Annotated in this window: 22 protein-coding genes; 16 read left to right on the top strand and 6 right to left on the bottom strand. The window is 71.1% G+C overall.

The features are described 5' to 3' along the window. Position 1: 1 nt before the first annotated feature. From Q9S36_RS18545 to rpsN, 7 genes are all read left to right on the top strand, one after another. On the top strand, positions 2–415 hold the full coding sequence (locus tag Q9S36_RS18545; protein ID WP_064002682.1) for a Fur family transcriptional regulator: 414 nt from the start codon (positions 2–4) through the stop codon (positions 413–415). Further along, positions 405–1,745, top strand: coding sequence for a permease (locus tag Q9S36_RS18540; RefSeq protein WP_311286398.1), 1,341 nt, complete (start codon positions 405–407; stop codon positions 1,743–1,745). The genes Q9S36_RS18545 and Q9S36_RS18540 overlap by 11 nt, the downstream gene beginning before the upstream one ends. Next, positions 1,742–2,410: a DNA-3-methyladenine glycosylase gene (locus Q9S36_RS18535; RefSeq protein ID WP_311286396.1), complete on the top strand. Its 669-nt coding sequence runs from the start codon at positions 1,742–1,744 to the stop codon at positions 2,408–2,410. Before Q9S36_RS18540 ends, Q9S36_RS18535 begins: the two co-directional genes overlap by 4 nt. Before the next feature lie 334 nt (positions 2,411–2,744). Next, a complete protein-coding gene (locus tag Q9S36_RS18530) occupies positions 2,745–3,383 on the top strand; it encodes a HEAT repeat domain-containing protein (protein WP_311286395.1) in 639 nt (212 codons plus the stop codon). 173 nt (positions 3,384–3,556) lie between these two features. Then, entirely contained in the window at positions 3,557–3,793 is a 237-nt protein-coding gene (gene rpmB / locus Q9S36_RS18525) for a 50S ribosomal protein L28 (protein WP_018187658.1), read from the top strand. Continuing rightward, complete coding sequence (rpmG, locus tag Q9S36_RS18520; RefSeq protein ID WP_005051772.1) at positions 3,793–3,963, top strand: 50S ribosomal protein L33; 171 nt, start codon at positions 3,793–3,795, stop codon at positions 3,961–3,963. Before rpmB ends, rpmG begins: the two co-directional genes overlap by 1 nt. A gap of 4 nt (positions 3,964–3,967) precedes the next feature. Continuing rightward, positions 3,968–4,273, top strand: coding sequence for a 30S ribosomal protein S14 (rpsN, locus tag Q9S36_RS18515; RefSeq protein WP_311286392.1), 306 nt, complete (start codon positions 3,968–3,970; stop codon positions 4,271–4,273). 82 nt (positions 4,274–4,355) lie between these two features. Here rpsN and Q9S36_RS18510 read toward each other — a convergent pair whose 3' ends face one another. Genes Q9S36_RS18510 through Q9S36_RS18500 form a run of 3 tightly spaced genes read right to left on the bottom strand, consistent with a single transcriptional unit; the run spans position 4,356 to position 6,849 of the window. Next, entirely contained in the window at positions 4,356–4,760 is a 405-nt protein-coding gene (locus Q9S36_RS18510; RefSeq protein ID WP_064002675.1) for an arsenate reductase ArsC, read from the bottom strand. After that, the gene (locus tag Q9S36_RS18505) at positions 4,757–5,482 is read right to left on the bottom strand and encodes an MIP/aquaporin family protein (RefSeq protein WP_311286469.1); all 726 of its coding nucleotides are present in this window, start codon (positions 5,480–5,482) and stop codon (positions 4,757–4,759) included. Before Q9S36_RS18505 ends, Q9S36_RS18510 begins: the two co-directional genes overlap by 4 nt. Positions 5,483–5,529: 47 nt before the next feature. Continuing rightward, positions 5,530–6,849, bottom strand: a complete 1,320-nt coding sequence (locus tag Q9S36_RS18500; RefSeq protein ID WP_311286391.1) for an NAD(P)-binding domain-containing protein — start codon at positions 6,847–6,849, stop codon at positions 5,530–5,532. 92 nt (positions 6,850–6,941) lie between these two features. Here Q9S36_RS18500 and Q9S36_RS18495 point away from each other — a divergent pair, with 92 nt between their 5' ends. From Q9S36_RS18495 to Q9S36_RS18470, 6 genes are all read left to right on the top strand, one after another. Continuing rightward, positions 6,942–7,292: a helix-turn-helix transcriptional regulator gene (locus tag Q9S36_RS18495; protein ID WP_231872752.1), complete on the top strand. Its 351-nt coding sequence runs from the start codon at positions 6,942–6,944 to the stop codon at positions 7,290–7,292. Beyond that, positions 7,289–7,792: an N-acetyltransferase family protein gene (locus Q9S36_RS18490; RefSeq protein ID WP_311286390.1), complete on the top strand. Its 504-nt coding sequence runs from the start codon at positions 7,289–7,291 to the stop codon at positions 7,790–7,792. Before Q9S36_RS18495 ends, Q9S36_RS18490 begins: the two co-directional genes overlap by 4 nt. 32 nt (positions 7,793–7,824) lie before the next feature. Beyond that, on the top strand, positions 7,825–8,130 hold the full coding sequence (locus tag Q9S36_RS18485) for a biopolymer transporter Tol (protein WP_311286389.1): 306 nt from the start codon (positions 7,825–7,827) through the stop codon (positions 8,128–8,130). A gap of 231 nt (positions 8,131–8,361) precedes the next feature. Next, positions 8,362–9,393, top strand: a complete 1,032-nt coding sequence (locus Q9S36_RS18480) for an alpha/beta hydrolase (protein ID WP_311286388.1) — start codon at positions 8,362–8,364, stop codon at positions 9,391–9,393. A gap of 413 nt (positions 9,394–9,806) precedes the next feature. Further along, positions 9,807–10,085 carry an HU family DNA-binding protein gene (locus Q9S36_RS18475; RefSeq protein WP_064002669.1) on the top strand — a complete coding sequence of 93 codons (279 nt, stop codon included), beginning with the start codon at positions 9,807–9,809 and terminating at the stop codon, positions 10,083–10,085. 82 nt (positions 10,086–10,167) lie between these two features. Further along, the gene (locus Q9S36_RS18470) at positions 10,168–12,150 is read left to right on the top strand and encodes a cytochrome c oxidase assembly protein (protein ID WP_311286387.1); all 1,983 of its coding nucleotides are present in this window, start codon (positions 10,168–10,170) and stop codon (positions 12,148–12,150) included. A 6-nt stretch (positions 12,151–12,156) separates the two neighbouring features. Here Q9S36_RS18470 and Q9S36_RS18465 read toward each other — a convergent pair whose 3' ends face one another. After that, positions 12,157–13,284, bottom strand: coding sequence for a hypothetical protein (locus tag Q9S36_RS18465; RefSeq protein ID WP_311286386.1), 1,128 nt, complete (start codon positions 13,282–13,284; stop codon positions 12,157–12,159). Positions 13,285–13,328: 44 nt separating this feature from the next. On the opposite strand from Q9S36_RS18465, the gene Q9S36_RS18460 reads away from it, so the two are divergent. Then, the gene (locus Q9S36_RS18460) at positions 13,329–14,711 is read left to right on the top strand and encodes an ATP-dependent RecD-like DNA helicase (RefSeq protein ID WP_197471613.1); all 1,383 of its coding nucleotides are present in this window, start codon (positions 13,329–13,331) and stop codon (positions 14,709–14,711) included. A gap of 22 nt (positions 14,712–14,733) precedes the next feature. Here the strand turns inward: Q9S36_RS18460 and Q9S36_RS18455 are convergent, their stop codons facing one another. Next, positions 14,734–15,387 carry a biliverdin-producing heme oxygenase gene (locus Q9S36_RS18455; protein WP_311286385.1) on the bottom strand — a complete coding sequence of 218 codons (654 nt, stop codon included), beginning with the start codon at positions 15,385–15,387 and terminating at the stop codon, positions 14,734–14,736. Positions 15,388–15,433: 46 nt separating this feature from the next. Beyond that, entirely contained in the window at positions 15,434–15,745 is a 312-nt protein-coding gene (locus Q9S36_RS18450) for a DUF2470 domain-containing protein (protein WP_311286384.1), read from the bottom strand. A 93-nt stretch (positions 15,746–15,838) separates the two neighbouring features. Here Q9S36_RS18450 and Q9S36_RS18445 point away from each other — a divergent pair, with 93 nt between their 5' ends. Together Q9S36_RS18445 and Q9S36_RS18440 are read left to right on the top strand one after the other, a co-directional pair. Then, positions 15,839–17,092 (top strand): serine hydrolase domain-containing protein, encoded by a 1,254-nt coding sequence (locus Q9S36_RS18445; RefSeq protein ID WP_311286383.1) that lies wholly within the window; start codon positions 15,839–15,841, stop codon positions 17,090–17,092. Continuing rightward, on the top strand, positions 17,089–17,964 hold the full coding sequence (locus tag Q9S36_RS18440) for a DMT family transporter (protein WP_253035958.1): 876 nt from the start codon (positions 17,089–17,091) through the stop codon (positions 17,962–17,964). Before Q9S36_RS18445 ends, Q9S36_RS18440 begins: the two co-directional genes overlap by 4 nt. Positions 17,965–18,086: the final 122 nt, after the last annotated feature.

The raw sequence follows: 18,086 nt of genomic DNA, 5'->3' as shown, positions 1-18,086 counted from the left end.
CATGGCCCAGCGCAACACCTGGCAGCGCGAGCGCGTGCGTTCAGCGCTGTCCGACGCCCCCGGATTCGTGAGCGCCCAGGACCTGCACGCCGCCCTGCGCGACGAGAACACCGGCATCGGGCTCGCGACCGTCTACCGCGCCCTGGCCACCCTCGCCGCAAGCGGCGAAGCCGACCAGCTGCAGTCGCCCGACGGCGAGGCGATCTACCGCGCGTGCGCCAGCACGGGACACCACCACCACCTCATCTGCCGCGTCTGCGGCAAGGCCGTCGAGATCCAGGCCGACGAGGTCGAGACGTGGGCCAAGCGCATCGCCGCGGCGAACGGGTTCACCGACGCCGAGCACGTCGTCGACATCTTCGGCACGTGCGCGGACTGCGCCCGCACAGCGGCATCCGGGGCCCGTGCGGACTGAGGTCCGCCCTGCGGAGCCGCGTTCGACGTCGACCTCCCCCGCGGGGTCGGCCGGTCGCGGCGCGCTCTGGCTGGGGGTCGGGTTCCTCGCGGTCCTCGCGCTGATCGGGGTGGCGCTGTGGAGCCCGTCGCCCGAACTCCCGACCCGCGCGCAGGACGGGCTGACGCTCGCCCTCAGCGTGCTCATCGAGTCGCTGCCGTTCGTCGTGCTCGGCGTGATCCTCTCGATCGTCGTGCAGGTGTGGGTGCCGCCGGGCGTCATCGAACGGTGGATGCCGCGCAACCCCTGGGGCCGTCGCGCCGTCCTTTCCCTGCTCGGCATGCTGATCCCGGTGTGCGAGTGCGGCAACGTGCCCTTCGCGCGCGGGCTCATGATGCGCGGCTTCTCGGTCGCCGAGACGCTGACCTTCCTGGTCGCGGCGCCGATCGTCAACCCGATCGTGATCATCACGACCCACCAGGCCTTCGGGTTCGACGACGGCATCCTGGTCGCCCGCCTGCTCGGCGGCTACCTCATCGCGAACGTCATCGGGTGGCTGTACAGCCGGCATCCCGATCAGGACGCCCTCGTCACCGACCGCTTCCGTGACGCGTGCCTCGCCGAGCAGGGCGTGACGGGCGACCGCGGGCGGCGCAGCCTCGCCCAGTTCGTCGTCGAGCTGCGCGCGGTCATGCCGGCGCTCATCATCGGATCGGCGGTCGCCGGAGCCGTGCAGGTCGTCGTGCCGCGCGACGTGCTGCTGTCGATCGGATCGAACCCCGCGCTGTCGATCGCGGCGATGATCCTGCTCGCGATGATCGTGTCGATCTGCTCGAACGTCTCGCCCTCCGGCGGGGCGCCCGTCGAGCTCGGCAACGCGATCGGCATCGACGACCTCGCCGGGACGACCGCCTTCATCGAGCGCGTCGACGGCCCCGCGGTGGTGGACCTGACGACGGCGGACGAGAAGCCGTTGCCGCCGACGCCCGCCGACCTCGGCCAGACCGGGTCGGTGACCGCGCTCGCCGACGGCTCCACGCTCCGCGCCCTCACCCCCTTCGACGGCATGACGCCGCTCGCGACGACGGTCACACGAGTGGATGCCGACGGTGCCGCCACTCCCGTCGCCGAGGTCGCGCCGACCGACGCGCTGCTGCAGACGTGCGTGTCGCCGAGCGGCCGGTACGCCGCCCTCGTCGTCGCGCCCGACATCGTCACCGACACGTACGACGGGTACCTGCTGCCGCTGCCCACGAAGCTCGAGACCCGGATCTACACGCTCGACGGCACGCAGGTCGTGGCGCTGCGCGGATTCGACATCTCCTGGTGTCGCAAGGCCCCGGCGCTGTGAGCGCCCTCGTCCCCGCGACGCGTGAGGCCCTGGCGGGTCTCCCGGCCGACGTCGCGCCGACGCTGCTCGGAGGGGAGCTGCGGGTGACGACGGCGAGCGGTCTCGTCGCGCTGCGGATCACCGAGGTCGAGGCGTACCACGGGCGCGGCACCGGCGACCTCGTCGACCCGGGGTCGCACGCGCGCATGGGTCCGACCGCCCGCAACGCGACGATGTGGGGCGAGCCCGGCCACCTGTACGTGTACCTGAGCCACGGCATCCATTCGTGCGTCAACGTCGTGTGCGGCCCCGAGGGTGTCGCCGGCGGAGTCCTGCTGCGCGCGGGCGAGGTCGTCGAGGGGCAGGATGCCGCGCACGCCCGTCGACCCGCCGCGCGCCTCGCGCGCGACTTGGCCCGCGGACCGGGCAGGCTCGGCGATGCGGTGGGGCTGCGGCATCCGATCCACGACGGCATCGACGCCGTCACCGGCGCGGAGCAGGCCGGCGCGCGGGCGCGGCTCTTCGTGCGCGCAGAGCCGCTGCGCGAGATCGCGACCGGACCGCGCGTCGGGGTTGCGGGCGTCGCCGGGACGGACGCGTTCCCGTGGCGCTTCTGGATCCCGGGCGACCCGACGGTGTCGGCGTTCCGCTGGGGGCGCGGCGCGCGCGAGGCCGCCGGCGGGTGAACCGGTGACGGTTGCCGAGGAGATGACGGTTATCGAGGAGCGGATGCCGCGGCTCGGCCCTCCGGAGCCTCCATCTCCTCGCGAAGCGACGGCTAGGCGGCGCGGGTCGCGAGGATGCTGGTCGTTCCGCTCGTCCCGGTGTTCCTGACGTTCGTCGTGCTCGTCCTGGCCCTCACCGTCTGGGCCGGCGCCGTCGTCCTGCGCGAGAGCGCCCGCTGACGCGGCGGCCTGCGTCCGCGTTGTCCGCGAAGCGACGCGGGAACACGCGCGGGTGCCCGGGTGTTCGAGACAGGGTGGGATGCCGCATCCCGCCCGACTCCGTGAGGTGACCCCCATGACCGACGCTCCGATCGACGCCGCCGCCCGGCTCGAGGCCGCCCTCGCGTCGCTGGATCCGTCGGCGCGCGTGCAGGCCGCGATGACGGCGGGCACGCACCCGCGGTCGGAGTACATCCCGGTGCTGGTGGCGCAGTGCCGCATCGAGCCGCAGTTCCTCGTCCGCGAGATGATGACCTGGGCGCTGACCCGTCACGACGCCGACGAGGTGCTCGACCTGCTGATCGGCGAGCTGCGCTCGCGCGGCGCGCAGGTGCGCGCGCAGGCGCTGCACACGATGTCGAAGATCGGGGGACCGCGGGTGTGGCCGGCGGTCACGACCGAGCTGCTGAAGGATGCCGACGACACGGTCGCGCGCACCGCGTGGCGGACCGCGGCGCGGCACGTGCCGGCAGCCGAGGCATCCGCTCTCGCCGATGTGCTGGCGACGCAGTTCGCGCGCGGCGAGGATGACACCCGACGGAGCCTGAGCGAGGCGTTCGCGACGATCGGCGAGCCGGCGCGGCCGCAGGTGGACTGGGCGCTGGCGACCGGTGGTCCGTACACGCGGGCGCACGCCGCGGTGACCGCCCGGCTGATGGACGACCCCGAAGTGACGTACGCCGAGGCGGTCGTCGCGGTGGCGGAGTCGGCCTGAGTCAAGGCGACACGCCCGGCCGTGCTAGACTGACTCTTCGTCTGCGCGCACTCCAGCACGCAGTTCGCATCCCACCTCCAGAAGACGGCTCTCGAGTCGTGTCCGGATGCGGGGTGCAGACAAGGGATCTTGGGTGGGGCCGTCCGGCTTCACGGTACTAAGGAGACATCACCATGGCAGCAGTGTGCCAGGTGACTGGAGCAGTTCCCGGCTTCGGTCACAACATCTCGCACTCGCACCGCCGGACGAAGCGCCGCTTCGACCCGAACGTGCAGAAGAAGACCTATTTCGTTCCTTCGCTTGGTCGCAAGATCACGCTGAACGTCTCGGCTAAGGGCATCAAGGTCATCGACGCCCGCGGCATCGAGTCGGTCGTGAAGGACCTCCTCGCGAAGGGTGTGAAGCTCTAATGGCGAAGAAGGCTCAGGACGTCCGTCCGATCATCAAGCTGCGCTCGACCGCCGGCACGGGGTACACCTACGTGACGCGCAAGAACCGCCGCAACAACCCCGACCGCATCGTGCTGAAGAAGTACGACCCGGTGATCCGCAAGCACGTCGAATTCCGAGAGGAGCGCTGATCTCATGGCCAAGAAGAGCAAGATCGCGCGCAACAAGCAGCGTGAGGTCGTCGTCGCTCGCTACGCCGAGAAGCGTGCCGAGCTGAAGAAGACCCTCGTCGACCCGAACGCGACCGACGCGGCCCGCGAGGCCGCCCGCGTCGGGCTGCAGAAGCTTCCCCGCAACGCGTCGCCCGTGCGCCTGCGCAACCGCGACGCCATCGACGGACGCCCCCGCGGCCACCTGTCGAAGTTCGGCATCTCGCGTGTCCGCTTCCGCGAGATGGCGCACCGTGGCGAGCTGCCCGGTGTCACCAAGTCGAGCTGGTAAGCGACAGCATCCGCACGAAGCCCCCGTCCTCGGACGGGGGCTTCGTCGTTCCCGGGGGGTGGATCCGCTCGCCGGGTCGCGGTCAGACGAGACTCGCGACGAGCTCTTCGACCCGTCCTCGGATGTCGTCTCGGACCTCGCGGACCACGTCGATGGGCTGGCCGGCGGGGTCGGTGAGCTGCCAGTCCTCGTACCGCTTGCCCGGGAAGATCGGGCAGGCGTCGCCGCATCCCATGGTGATCACGACATCGGCCTGGCGGACGGCATCGGTCGTGAGGATCTGAGGAACGGCGCCGGTGAGGTCGATGCCCTCCTCCGCCATGACGGCGACCGCGTTCGGGTTGACGGCGTTGCCGGGCTCGCTGCCGGCGGAGAACACGTCGATGCGGTCGCCCGCGATCGCGCGGAGGTAGCCGGCGGCCATCTGCGATCGGCCGGCGTTGTGGACGCAGACGAAGAGGACGGCGGGCTTGGTGGTGTCGGTCATGAGTGCTCCTGCGGTGTGCTGTCGGGTCGGATGGGGACGACGGCGCGGGCGGCGGTGCGATCGGCCGTCGGGTAGAGGACGAGGAGGAGCGCGACTCCGACGGCGGCGCCGACGAGTTGCGCCAGGATGAACGGCATCACGGAGGCGGGGGCGATCCCGGTGAACGTGTCGGTGAAGATCCGGGCGACGGTGACGGCGGGGTTCGCGAACGAGGTCGAGCTGGTGAACCAGTAGGCAGCACCGATGTAGGCCCCGACCGCCGCGGCGGTCACGGCGGCCGTGGTCGTGCGCGCGAGGGCGAACACCAGCAGCACCAGTCCCGCAGTGGCGACCACCTCCCCGACCAGGTGCCCTGCGGTCGCGCGAGGAGTGGTCGAGAGCGTCGGGGCGACGTCGAACATGACGCTCGCCAGCAGGGTGCCGGCGACTCCGCCCGTGATCTGAGCGGCGACGTACGCGCCGAGGTGGGTCGACGAGAGGCCGCCGGCACGACGGCGCGACAGCACCCAGTCGGCGAGGGAGACGGCGGGGTTGAGATGGGCTCCCGATACGGGGCCGACCAGGAGGATCAGTACGGCGAGGCCGAGGGCGGTGACGAGGCTGTTCTCGAGCAGTTGCAGGCCGACATCGTTCGGAGACAGTCGCTGCGCGGCGATCCCCGATCCGACGACGACCGTGACCAGCATCCCGGTCCCGAGGAACTCGGCGGCCAGGCGGCGCATCAACGGCGGTCGCACCGATGACGGTGGGCGCGGTTCGGCATCCATGATCAGACGGATGCCGGGGACCGGCCGACCTGCAGCAACGCGGCGGGCGGGGCGCAGCATGCACCACCGAGCGAGGAGCCGGCTGCGTCGAACAGTCCCGCGCCCCCGCACACACCGGTGTCCGGCAGGGACAGCTCGACACGGCGGGCGGCCTCGCGGTCGCCGGCGAGCTCCGCCGCGACGCTCCGCACCTGCTCGTAGCCGGTCAGTGCGAGGAACGTCGGGGCGCGCCCGTACGACTTCGCTCCCACGAGGTAGAAGTCGGGTTCGGGCTGAGCGAGGTCCGCGGCACCGGTCGCGGCGACGGACCCGCAGGAGTGCACGTTGGGGTCGATCTCGGCGGCTATCCGGACGGGTGCCTGCAGCGTCGGGTCCAGCTCCAGCCGCAGCTCCGAGAGGAATGACAGATCGGGACGGAACCCGGTCAGCACGACCACCCGATCCGCAGTGAGGGTGCGGCCGTCCTCAGCGACCAGAACGGCGCTTTCGCCCGCGCGAGTGACACGCTCGACGCGGAACCCGGTGACGAGCGAGACGAGACCGGCGTCGACGTACTCCTTCGCCGTCTTCCCGAGCGCCCCGCGGGCGGGCAGCTCGTCGGCGTCGCCCCCGCCGAAGGTGTTGCCGGCCGTCGCTCGTCGCAGCGCCCACGTCACGGTGGTCGACGGATCGCGCCGCGCCATGCGCGCAAGGGCGAGGACAGCGGTGACAGCGGAGTGGCCGGAACCGATCACGACCGTGTGCGTGCCGGTGAACCCGGCTCGATCTCGGAAGTCCGGGATGCGGTACGAGAGCAGATCCGCTGCGGCAGTCTCTCCCAGCGCCGGGAGCCCGTCGGCGCCGGCGGGGTTCGGGGTGGCCCACGTGCCCGATGCGTCGATGACGGCACGAGCCTGCAGCCGATACTCCTCCCCCTCCGCGGGAGCGACGTGAACCGTGAACGGCTGATCCCCGCGTCCCGCGTCGACGAGCCGATCCCGGCCGAGACGGGACACGCCCGTGACGCGGGCGCCGAGGCGGATGCGATCGCCCAGGGCCGCTGCGAGGGGGGCGAGGTAGGTCTCGATCCACTGCTGTCCGGTGGGGTACCCCGCGGTCGGTGCCTGCCATCCGGTGGTGCTCAGGAGGCGCGCTGCGGCCGCGTCGATGAGTTCGGGCCACTCGGAGAACAACCGCACGTGCCCCCACTCGGCAACAGCGGCAGCAGGAGAAGCACCGGTTTCGAGCACGATGACCGGCATGCGCCGCTCGACCAGGTGTGCGGCCGCCGCCAGCCCCTGCGGGCCTGCGCCGATGACGACCACGGGCAATGCGCTCTCCATCTGAACCTTCCGATACACATCGACGAATCTCGATGGATCGAGAATGCCCCAACGCATCGACAGATGTCAATACGACGTGGGAGGATGGCCTCATGCCCACGCATCTCCCGCTTCTCGCACCCACGGACGGGGCCGTGTGCTGCGGCACGGTCACGGGCAGTGTGATCTCGGTCGCGGATGCGGAGCGCACCGCGCGGGTCTTCAAAGCCCTCGGGGACCCGACCCGTGTGCGACTGCTCTCGCTCATCGCCGCATCCGACGACGGGGAAGCCTGCATCTGCGACCTCACCGAACCGGTGGGTCTGTCCCAGCCGACCGTCTCGCATCACATGAAGCAGCTCGTCGATGCAGGACTGGCCACCCGCGAGCAGCGCGGCCGTTGGGCCTACTACCGGGTCGTGACCGACGCCCTCGACGCGGCATCCCAGGCTCTTCGCCCATGACCCACGCGACCATCCGTGCCATGACTGCGAACGATTGGCCACAGGTGGAGTCGATCTACCGCGAAGGCATCGCCGCGGGAAACGCCACGTTCGAGAGCGAGCCCCCGTCGTGGAGTGACTTCGATCGAGGAAAGCTCGGTGTCGGTCGGCTCGTCGCGGCCGACTCCGCTGGCGCCGTGCTCGGTTGGATCGCCGCGTCCCGGGTCTCGGCGCGAGAGGTCTATCGAGGCGTCGTCGAACATTCCGTGTACGTCGCACATGACGCCCGCGGGCGCGGGGTCGGGAGAGATCTTCTCGCCGCGTTCCTGAGCGAGGCCGCACCTGCCGGCATCTGGACGGTTCAAGCCAGCATCTTCCCCGAGAACACCGCCAGCCTCACTCTGCACGAGCGGGCCGGCTTCCGCCGCATCGGTTACCGCGAACGCGTCGCGTACATGACCTACGGCCCCTGGGCGGACACCTGGCGCGACACGATCCTCATCGAACGCCGGCTGGGCTGAGCGGCCCCGAAACCCTCTTTAACCGATTATCGATGGCGGATGACGCAGCTTCTGACGACGAGCGATGGCTTGTCATCAATGGACGTCGATGGCGGCGTACCGACCCGTCGCTGCCCGCGGAACTCGTGGCGGCGCTGACCTCCCATCTCGGGCGCGGCAGATCAGGGGTGCGCCGCGCTCAGGGTGATCCGGATGCCACGGCAGCCGCCCGCAGACGCGTCGACCTGGCCAAGCACGGGCTCGGCGAGCGAGGTCCCTACTGGTGGGACGAGCCGGAGAGCGAGCGGCTGCACCGAGCGAGGCAGGCGCTCGCTGAGCTGGAGGGACTCGAGGACTGACGGGTCTCGACGCGTGGGATGGGGCGTCGTTGTTGGCGAATGCCGTACTCGTCACGCGATGGGGTGTCCGCCCTGGGAAGTAAGCGGTCCGCCATGTCTTGCTGAACCGAACGCGGGAGATCCAGGCCGGACCCGCGTCGATCACTCGTGACGTCTTCGGCGGTTCCCTCACCGCGGTCGAGTCCGCGCCCGACGACCCGGGGCTACGCTCGAACGGTCGGAGGGAGCCCCATGCCGTTGGATCCGTTCTTCCGCGAGCGACTGCGCACGCACCGCCGCTACCTCGCGAAGAAGGCGTGGACCGAGCTGACCGCGCGATTCCGTCCGGCGAAGCCCGCACCCGCGGCATCCGCGTCAGCCACGAAGGCGAAGCCGCTCACGCCGCGCGAGCGGCACCGCCGCGCCGCCCTCAACTGGGACCGCATGGAACTGCGCACCGCCGGCATCCCGGGCCCGCAGATGGAGACGACCGAGCACGCCGTGCCGGTCGACGGGTACCCCGACGTCCGCATCCGCATCTACCGCCCCGCCTCGGCCCCGACCCCGGCGCCGGCGTGCCTCGTGATCGGCGGCGGTGCGTTCCGCATCGGCGGCATCGATTACCCGACGGCGGATGCCTCGTGTCGCCGCCGCGCCGACCGTTCCGGCGTCGTGCTCGTCGCGGTCGGCTACTCGCTCGCGCCCGAGCACCGCTACCCGACACAGGTCGAGCAGGTCCACGCCGCGTGGGTGTGGCTGCACGCCCACGCCGCCGAACTCGGACTCGATCCGGACCGGATCGGCCTGAACGGTGCCTCAGCGGGGGGATGCCTCGCGGCATCCCTCACTCTGATGAACCGCGACCGCGGGACCCGACAGGCGACCCTGCAGATCCTCGAAGTCCCCGTCACCGACCTCACCGGCCGCTGGATCGACCTGCGCGCGACGTACGCGCTCGGGGTGCCGGCGTTCATCGCGCTGCGCGAGCTGCGCTCGGTCGCCCGCACCTACCTCGGCGACCGGTCCCGCGCGCGCGAGCAGTACGCCTCGCCGATGCGCGCGGCGTCGCATGCGGGACTGCCGCCCGCCGTCATCCTCACCGCGGAGTACGACCCGCTCCGCCGCGACGGCGCGACGTACGCGGCGAAGCTCCGCGACGCCGGGGTCGACGCCAGCGCGACGCGCTACCTCGGCGTCACGCACGACACCCCTCTCTATGTGGGCGCGCTGCCTGCCGCGCGCCGCTGGGAGGACGACGTCGTCGCCGCCCTGCGCCGCATCTGACGCGGATGCCGCGACACCAACCGCGGAGTTTCGCCCCGCATCCAGCAGTCACCCCGCCCAGGCGCTCGGATCGCACCGATTTTCCGCGGTTGCTGCCGCTCGCCCTTCGCCCGCCGCATCCGAATCCCGCGCCGTTCTCCGAATCCGGCGACAGACGACGGATGCCGACGGCACACCCGCGCACAAAAGCAACCCCTCCCGCGGAAATCCGCGGAATCCGCCCGAATCGGCAACATCAGCCTCAAAAACCCCTTCTGACACACGACACGCCGGTCGATTACGGCCCAGGTGACCGAAGATCCGCGGAATTCCGGGGTTCGTGGGTATATTCGGGACCGGTCGCAACGACCAACCGGCGGAATCCCGTCGGTCCGAGTAACTGAAGACGGCGACCCGCCGTCTGGAGGAGCACCATGGCCATCACCAAGACCGAACTCGTCGCCAGCATCGCCAGCGCCACCGGCGAGAGCCAGGCCACCGTCTCGCGCGTCGTCGACGGCCTGTTCTCGTCCGTCTCCGAGGCCGTCGCCAAGGGCGAGAAGGTTTCGATCCCGGGCTGGATCGCGTTCGAGCAGGTCGAGACCTCGGCTCGCACGGGCCGCAACCCGCAGACGGGTGCCGAGATCAACATCCCCGCCGGCAAGCGCGTCAAGGTCAGCGCCGGCTCGAAGCTGAAGGCTGCCGTCAAGTAAGACGTTGCAGACGTACGAAGGGGGATGCCGAGAGGCGTCCCCCTTCGGCGTTCCCCCACCCGCCCGCGCGTAGGCTTGACGGGTGAACCCGCGTGCTCTCCGCTTCTCCGGCCCGGTGATCCTCGCGGGCGCGGGACTCGTCGCGCTCCTCCTGGGCCTGGCCTACGGCGGCGGCGCCGCGCCGCTCGTGATCGGCGACCCCGGTCCAGTCGTCCGCTGGGGTCTCCCGGTGGCGGAGCTCGTCGTCAACCTCTCGGCCGCGCTCCTCGTCGGCTCGCTGGTGCTCGCGGTGTTCGCGTTCGCGTCGGGGTCGAAGGAGTTCGACCTGGCATTGGATGCCGCCTCCGCCGGCGCGGCGATCCTCACCGTCTCGGCGGGCACGACCGCCTACCTCACCTTCCTCAAGGTGATCCCGGCACGACCGAGCGCGGATGCGGCGTTCGGCGAGCAGCTCGGCCGCTTCCTCGTCGACACCGACCCCGGCCGCGCCTGGCTCATGACCACCGTCGCGGCAGCGGCGCTGACCGTCCTCGCGTTCGCCGTCCGCGGCTGGCTGGCGACCCTGCTGGTGACGATCCTCGCGATCGCCGCGATGGTGCCCATGGCGACCGCCGGCCACACCGGCAGCGAGGCGAACCACAACTCGGCCGTCACCTCGCTCTCGCTCCACATCATCGCGGCAGCGGCGTGGCTCGGCGGTCTGCTGCTGATCGTGCTGCTGCGACCCGTGCTGTCGCGCGACAAGCTGGTCGTCGTCCTGCAGCGCTACTCGAGCATCGCGCTCGCCGCCTTCATCGTGGTCACCCTCTCGGGTGTCGCCCGCGCCCTCATCGGGCTCGTCAGCCCCGCGAATGTCTTCTCGCCGTACGGCGCGCTCGTCATGGTCAAGGTCGGTGCCCTGCTCGCGCTGGGTGTGCTCGGCGCGATCTACCGCCGACGGCTGATCGCCGGCATCCGCGACACCGCCGTCGCCGCACGCTTCTGGACCCTCGTCGCCGTCGAGGTGCTCTTCATGGGCATCGCCTCGGGCGCGGCGGTCGCCCTCTCGCTCACCCCGCCGCCGGTCGATACGACGATCCCCACCGACGCGACGCCCGCAGAGGTGCTCACCGGGTCGCCGCTGCCGCCCGAGCTCACCCCGCTGCGCTTCGTGACGATGTGGGACGTCGACCCCATCTGGGCCTTCGCCGTCGGGTTCGGCCTGTTCTTCTACCTCGCGGGGGTGCGCCGGCTCGCCCGCCGCGGCGACCGCTGGCCGATCGGCCGCACCGTCCTGTGGGTGACCGGGCTCCTGCTCCTGCTGTACGTGACGTGCGGACCGGTCAACGCGTACCAGGACTACCTCTTCAGCATGCACATGGTCGGACACATGCTGCTGTCGATGGCGATCCCGATATGCCTCGTCTTCGGTGCGCCCGTGACCCTCGCGTCCCGCGCCATCCGCAAGCGCGACGACGGCACGCGCGGCGGCCGCGAGTGGATCCTCTGGGCCGTGCACAGCCCGTACGCGAAGATCATCACGCATCCGCTCGTGGCGGCGGCCCTGTTCATCGTGTCGCTCTGGGCGTTCTACTACACCGACATCTTCCGCTGGACGCTGTACGACCACCTCGGTCACGAGTGGATGGTGCTGCACTTCCTCACGGTCGGCTACCTCTTCGTCCTCTCGCTCGTCGGCATCGACCCCGTGCCCTACCGGCTGCCGCACGCCGGCCGCCTGCTGACCCTCATCGGCGTCATGGCGATGCACGCGTTCTTCGGCATCGCGATCATGATGTCGTCGGGACTGTTCGTCGCCGAGTGGTTCGGCTCGATGGGGCGGACGTGGGGTCTCGACCCGCTCGCCGACCAGTACATGGGCGGCGGCATCGCCTGGTCGATCGGCGAGATCCCGACGCTCATCCTCGCGATCGTCGTCGCCGTGCAGTGGAGCCGGTCCGACGAGCGACGCCAGCGACGCGACGACCGGCAGGCCGACCGCAGCGGCGATGCGGAGCTCGAGGCGTACAACGCCCGGCTCGCCGCGATCGCCGAACGGGATGCCCGGCGCGAAGCCGCGCGCTGAGCCCGGTCAGTCCGCGGCCGACACCGCGATCGACGCGGTGCCGTCGGGGAGGATCGTGATCTTGCCCGTCAGGAAGAACGGGACCAGTTCGGTCACGTCGTAGATCGAGCCGTCGAAGATCGACTGGATCTGCACGTCGATCTTGGCGACCGCCTGCGTGCGCGTGATCGCCCATCCGGCGCCGTCGGGCTCGAGGGTGACGACCGGGTTCTCCTCGATCGACCAGGTGGGCGGCTCGACGATGCGGTTGCGCACGTAGTACCCGAAGGGGCATCCGGTCGGCTGCAGCACCTTCTGCGTCGCGCACTCCGCGAGGAACGCGTCGACCTCGCGCTGGACCACGCCGATGAACTCGTCGGTCGGCTCCGCCTGGAACGAGACCGGGATCTCGGCGAGCGGGGTGTCCGACAGCACGGCGACCCCGGGGCTCGTCGTCGCCGCGGTGTCGACGGTGATCGAGTAGAGCCCCGGCGAGAAGGCGAGCATCGGGATCGGCTCGAGCGGGTCGGCCTCCTCCGCCTCGGGCGAGACCTGACGCTTGTCGATCTCGAAGCCGTTCACCTCGAACTGCATCGACCCGCGCACGCCCAGCTCGATCACCGCGAGAGGGCTCTGCGCGAACCGCCAGCGGGGGAGGATGCCGCCCTCGTCGTCGTCGCGCTCGACCTCGAACGTCGTCTCGCCGGCGTGACCGCCCACGCGGTAGGTGACGGTGACGGCCGTCGTGCCGTCGGCATCCGTCTCCTCCGACACCGGCTCGACGTCGGACAGCGGCGTCAGGGTGCTGCCGCGCAGCAGCGCCGCGCTGGCATCGGCCGGCAGACCCGCGGCGGCGAGGTCCTTCGACGTGGCCGAGACGCCGGGCACGAGCAGGGCGTCGGTCGCGCGCCCGTCGGCGAGCAGGTGCAGGTAGTCGAGCACGAACGCGGTCGGGCTGTAGAGCTGGCGGTACAGGACGGCCGACGTCGCACCGACGGCACCGAGGAAGAGGATGCCGACCACCCCCAGCACCGTCAGGTCGAACGCGAGCTTGCGGCGCCGACGGGGTCCGGCGACGGTGGCCGTGCGGGTGCGGGCCGCGGGGGCGTCGGGCGCGGCGGCATCCGTCACCGCCTCTTCCCCCTCGCGTTCCACACGCTCAGTCTAGGAAAGCCCGGCTGGTAGCTAGCATTGTTCCGGTGAGCACGCCGCCCCTGTCTCCCGAACAGGACGCGCTCTTCCGTCTCATCGAGGACACCCGCGAACACGTGTTCGTCACGGGTCGTGCCGGCACCGGCAAGTCGACGCTGCTGCAGCACCTCGCGTGGAACACGAACAAGCAGATCGCCGTCTGCGCACCCACCGGCGTCGCCGCACTCAACGTCGAGGGCCAGACGATCCACTCGCTGTTCAAGCTGCCGATCGGCCTCATCGCCGACAGCGAGATCGAGCAGACCGACGCGACGCGCAAGATCCTCAACGCCATCGACACGCTCATCATCGACGAGGTGTCGATGGTCAACGCCGACGTCATGGACGCGATCGACCGGTCGCTGCGCCAGGCCCGCCGCCGTCGCGCCGAGGCGTTCGGCGGGGTGCAGGTCGTCATGTTCGGCGACCCGTACCAGCTCTCCCCGGTGCCGCCCCGCGGCGACGAGCTGCGTTACATCCAGGACCACTACCGCTCGTTCTGGTTCTTCGACGCGCAGGTGTGGGCAGGACCCCGAGCGGATGCCGGGGCGATCCGCTCGGACGGGCTGCTCGACCTCGGCCGGGTCGGCGCTCCGCTGCACATCGCCGAGCTGCGCGACATCCACCGCCAGTCCGACGATGCGTTCAAGGCGATGCTCAACGCCGTGCGCCACGGGATCGTGACGGCCGACATCGCGGGGGCCCTCAACGCGGCGGGAGCCCGCAAGCCCCCCGAGCCCGCCGCCGGCGAGGTGCCGATCATCACCCTCGCGACCCGCAACGACATCGTCTCGCGCATCAACCAGCGCCACCTCGACGCGCTGCCCGGTCCTGCCCAGACCGCCCGTGCCGAGATCAGCGGCGACTTCGGGCGCGGCGACGCCTACCCCGCCGACCAGGAGCTGCAGCTGAAGGTCGGGGCGCAGGTGATGTTCCTGCGCAACGACATCGGCGGGTTCGGCGGCGACGGTCCGCGCTGGGTCAACGGGTCGATCGGCACCGTCACGCGGATCGCGGGCGGCACCGTCCGCGTCGAGCTCGACGGCGAGGAGCACGACGTCGAACCGACGGTGTGGGAGAAGTTCCGCTACGCGTACGACCCCGGCACCCGCAAGCTCACCCGCGAGATCGTCGCCGAGTACACGCAATTCCCGCTGCGTCTCGCGTGGGCGGTCACGATCCACAAGTCGCAGGGCAAGACGTACGACCGCGCGATCGTCGACCTCGGCAACGGGGCCTTCGCGCCGGGGCAGACCTACGTCGCGCTCTCGCGGCTGACCTCGCTCGAGGGGCTCTACCTGTCGCGGCCTCTGCGCCCCGCCGACATCCTCGTCGACCGCGACGTGCGGCGCTTCATGGCCGGGGTGCGGGCGGCGCAGAACGCGGGGTGAGCCGCGGCATCCGCTCGTCAGGTCAGGCGGCCGAGGTGCTTTTCGCGGCCGCGAGGTCGGCGAACAGCTCGGTGTTGAAGCGGTAGGCGAGGAGGACTTCGTCGATCACGCGCTCGCGCTCGGCGGCATCCCACGGCACCGCGTCGAGCTGCTCGCGGTAGACGTCCTTGAACGCGGCGGGATCGGCGATGTCGTCGAAGACGTAGAAGCCGATGCCGTTGGTCTCGAAGCCGAAGCGGCGCGACATGATCCGCGCGATGAACCGACCGCCCGACAGATCGCCGAGGTAGCGCGTGTAGTGATGTGCGACGAAGCCGCCCGGCCAGGTCGCGCCGACCTCGGCGATGCGTGCGACGTAGCGGGCGGTCGTCGGCAGCGGCGCGATGCGCTCGCGCCAGTCGGTGCCGATGAGGAACTCCAGATCGGCCTCGAGAGCGGGCAGACGGGTCAGCTTGTCGCTGAGGAACCGGGATGCCACGGGGTCGCCGCTCATGCGGGCGGCCGCTGTCTCGAGCGCCTCGTAGATGAACCAGTGCTGCGCCACGAGGGCGACGTAGTCCTCGCGGGAACCCTCGCCGCGCATGAGGTCCGACATGAAGTCGGCGCCCTCGCTCGACGAGTGGGCGCCGGCGGAGCGGGCGCGGACGGCGGCGGAGAAGGGGACGGGCTCGGACATGGCCCCGAGCGTACAGTAAGGCTCAGCTAACCTGAAGGTCGGATATCTACGAATGCGGGCGGGGCTCCACGCCGAGCCGGGCGCAGGCCGCGTCGTAGAGCGCGACGATCTCGCGCCGGACCTCGGCGCGCTCGGTGATCGCGCCGCCGGGCCAGGGGATGCGGATGACGTCCTCAGCCCCGTCCGCGGTGATCACGTGCCACTGACCTGCCTCCCCGTCGAAGGTCGTCATCGTCGCCGCGATGACGTCGGGGAGTGGCGAGAACGCGCGCGCGATGAGCACGTTGTCGTCGGTGTGGTCGGCGTTCATGTGGTGGAGCACGGCGCGCTGCACGGAGTCGTCGAAGACGGCGGTCATGCGCACAGCCTAGGAGGGTGCGGTCGGGCGAACGGGAGGCGGCCGACGGGTGTGCTGTAATCATGGGACGGGAAAAACGGGGGTGATCTGCGCGTGGCAGGACGAGTGTCGAGGCGAGTGGTCGCAGCGGTGACGGCGCTCGGTCTCGCGATCGGTCTCGGAGCGTGCTCACCCGGACCCGCGCGGATCGACATCGGCGTCGACCAGGTCGACGGGGCGCTCCCGTCGGATCTGACCGACCAGATGCAGACCTTGACCGAGACGGCGATGACCGCCGTCGGCGCGAGCGGGGCCATCGTCTCGGTGTCGGTGCCCTGGTCGGGCCAGTGGGTCGCCGGTGTCGGCACCTCGGGTGAGGGCGGCCCGAAGGTCGACCCCGCGATGACCTTCAAAGCTGTCAACGTCACCCGCGCGATGACCTGCGACGTCCTGTACGCCCTCGTCGAGAAGGGCACCGTCGCCCTCGACGACAGCATCGCGGAGTACGTCGACTCCTACCCGGCCGAGAGCGACATCACCCTCGGCGAGCTGTGCGACAGCACGAGCGGACTGCACGGGTACCTCGGCGCGATCTTCGAACGGGTCCTCGCGACGCCCGAGCGCACCTGGAACCCGCGCGAGCTCGTCGCCTACGGCCTCGGCCAGCCGCGCGCCTTCGAGCCCGGCGCGCGCTTCGCGGAGTCCGACACCGGGTACGTGCTGCTCGGCATCGTGCTCGAGCGTGCCGCGAACACGCCTCTGAACGAGCTCTTCGACGAGTACGTCTTCCAGCCGCTCGGGATGACCTCCAGCTCCTTGCCCGCCGGGGTCGGCGGCGGCGACCGGCTGAAGGGCTCGTACCTCGCGTCCGGTGAGGACGGCAAGGCCGACTGCAGCGCCCCGACGGACATGACGGACCTCACCTCCAGCGTCGGCGCAGCGGCGGCCGGCGCCGTGTCGAGCGTCGCGGACCTCTCGACCTACGTCCGCGCCCTCGCCGTCGGCGCCCGCCCCTACGACGTGGAGCAGCGCCTCGCGGACGCCCGTCCCGTCGCCGACTCGCAGCCCACCTGGTTCACGGCCAAGGGCGGCACGTATCAGGGCGACAGCCTCGTCGGGCAGTACGGCTCCCTCCCGGGCTACATGGTCGCGGCCTTCGCCGACCGTGAGACGGGGATGTCGGTCGTCGTCGTGCTCAACGACTCGCGCGCGTCGTCGAACGTCGCGCGCCTGCTCGCCTGGCAGCTCGCCGCCCTCGCGTCGAAGGCTCCTGCCGCCGACGGTCGCACGGCTCCCGAGCTGGGCCTGCCGTGGACGGTCGAGAGCCTCGGCGAGGAGCTCGCCGGCTACGCCATCTGCGGCGAGTGACCACACGCACCGCCCCGACGACCGCGGTCGTCCTGGTGGTCGTCGGCCTCTGCTGCCAGGAGGTCGGTGCCTCGCTCGCCGTCCTGCTGTTCCCGCAGGTCGGCCCGCTCGGGATGGTGATGCTGCGCCTCGTGTTCTCGGCGCTCATCCTGTGGCTCATCGCCCGTCCGTCGCTGCGCGGGCACAGCCGCGCCGCGTGGACCGCCGTCGTGCAGCTCGGCGTCGCGCTCGCCGTCATGAACGGCTTCTTCTACCTCGCGCTCGAACGGCTCGCGCTCGGCGTGACGGTCACGATCGAGATCCTCGGACCGCTGGCGCTCTCGATCATCGCGAGCCGGCGCGCGTCGGCGTGGCTGTGGGCAGGGCTGGCGCTCGTCGGCGTCGTCGCGCTCGGCGGCGGCGGCTTCGACCGGCTCGATCCGCTCGGGGTCGTCTTCGCCCTGGGCGCCGCCGTCAGCTGGGCGTTCTACATCCTCGCCTCGGCGAAGGTGGGCGCCGCCATCCCCAAGCTCGACGGCCTGGCGCTCGCGATGGCGGTCGGTGCCGTCCTGTCGCTGCCCTTCGGGATCGTGGATGCCGGTGCGTCACTGCTGCGCCTCGACCTCGTCGCGCTCGGCGCCGCCGTCGCGGTGCTGTCGTCGACCATCCCGTACGCGCTCGAACTCATCGCGCTGCGCCGACTGCCCGCAGCGGCGTTCTCGATCCTCATGGCCTTGGCCCCCGCGACGGCGTCGTTCGCCGGGTTCCTGCTGCTCGGCCAGCACCTGAGCCTGCTCGAGGTCGCGGGCATCGCGCTCGTTATCGTCGCGTCGATCGGCGCCGTCCGTGCCGCCGGCCGCCGCGCACGCGACGTCGCCGAGCCCGTCGGCTGAGGCGCCGGGGGTTCGCGCGCGGGGCGCGGCGTGCGCCGCGAGAGCGTGGGTTGCTGCCGAGCGCGCCGGTTGGAGAGCGTGCGGGGCAGGCGCTCTCGGCACGGAGGGGCGCTTTCGCGGGC

Source organism: Microbacterium sp. ARD31 (assembly GCF_031844425.1).
The sequence above is the reverse complement of the archived record's forward strand: the minus strand, read 5'-3'. Positions and strand labels throughout refer to the sequence as shown.

Coding starts and splice junctions, on each gene's coding strand:
- Q9S36_RS18475 (WP_064002669.1), top strand. CDS start 9,807: ATGGCCATCACCAAGACCGAACTCGTCGCCAGCATCGCCAGCGCCACC.
- Q9S36_RS18500 (WP_311286391.1), bottom strand. CDS start 6,849: ATGGAGAGCGCATTGCCCGTGGTCGTCATCGGCGCAGGCCCGCAGGGG.
- rpmG (WP_005051772.1), top strand. CDS start 3,793: ATGGCGAAGAAGGCTCAGGACGTCCGTCCGATCATCAAGCTGCGCTCG.
- rpsN (WP_311286392.1), top strand. CDS start 3,968: ATGGCCAAGAAGAGCAAGATCGCGCGCAACAAGCAGCGTGAGGTCGTC.
- Q9S36_RS18485 (WP_311286389.1), top strand. CDS start 7,825: ATGGCGGATGACGCAGCTTCTGACGACGAGCGATGGCTTGTCATCAAT.
- Q9S36_RS18510 (WP_064002675.1), bottom strand. CDS start 4,760: ATGACCGACACCACCAAGCCCGCCGTCCTCTTCGTCTGCGTCCACAAC.
- Q9S36_RS18545 (WP_064002682.1), top strand. CDS start 2: ATGGCCCAGCGCAACACCTGGCAGCGCGAGCGCGTGCGTTCAGCGCTG.
- Q9S36_RS18495 (WP_231872752.1), top strand. CDS start 6,942: ATGCCCACGCATCTCCCGCTTCTCGCACCCACGGACGGGGCCGTGTGC.
- rpmB (WP_018187658.1), top strand. CDS start 3,557: ATGGCAGCAGTGTGCCAGGTGACTGGAGCAGTTCCCGGCTTCGGTCAC.
- Q9S36_RS18450 (WP_311286384.1), bottom strand. CDS start 15,745: ATGACCGCCGTCTTCGACGACTCCGTGCAGCGCGCCGTGCTCCACCAC.
- Q9S36_RS18530 (WP_311286395.1), top strand. CDS start 2,745: ATGACCGACGCTCCGATCGACGCCGCCGCCCGGCTCGAGGCCGCCCTC.
- Q9S36_RS18480 (WP_311286388.1), top strand. CDS start 8,362: ATGCCGTTGGATCCGTTCTTCCGCGAGCGACTGCGCACGCACCGCCGC.
- Q9S36_RS18455 (WP_311286385.1), bottom strand. CDS start 15,387: ATGTCCGAGCCCGTCCCCTTCTCCGCCGCCGTCCGCGCCCGCTCCGCC.
- Q9S36_RS18505 (WP_311286469.1), bottom strand. CDS start 5,482: ATGCGCCGCCTGGCCGCCGAGTTCCTCGGGACCGGGATGCTGGTCACG.
- Q9S36_RS18490 (WP_311286390.1), top strand. CDS start 7,289: ATGACCCACGCGACCATCCGTGCCATGACTGCGAACGATTGGCCACAG.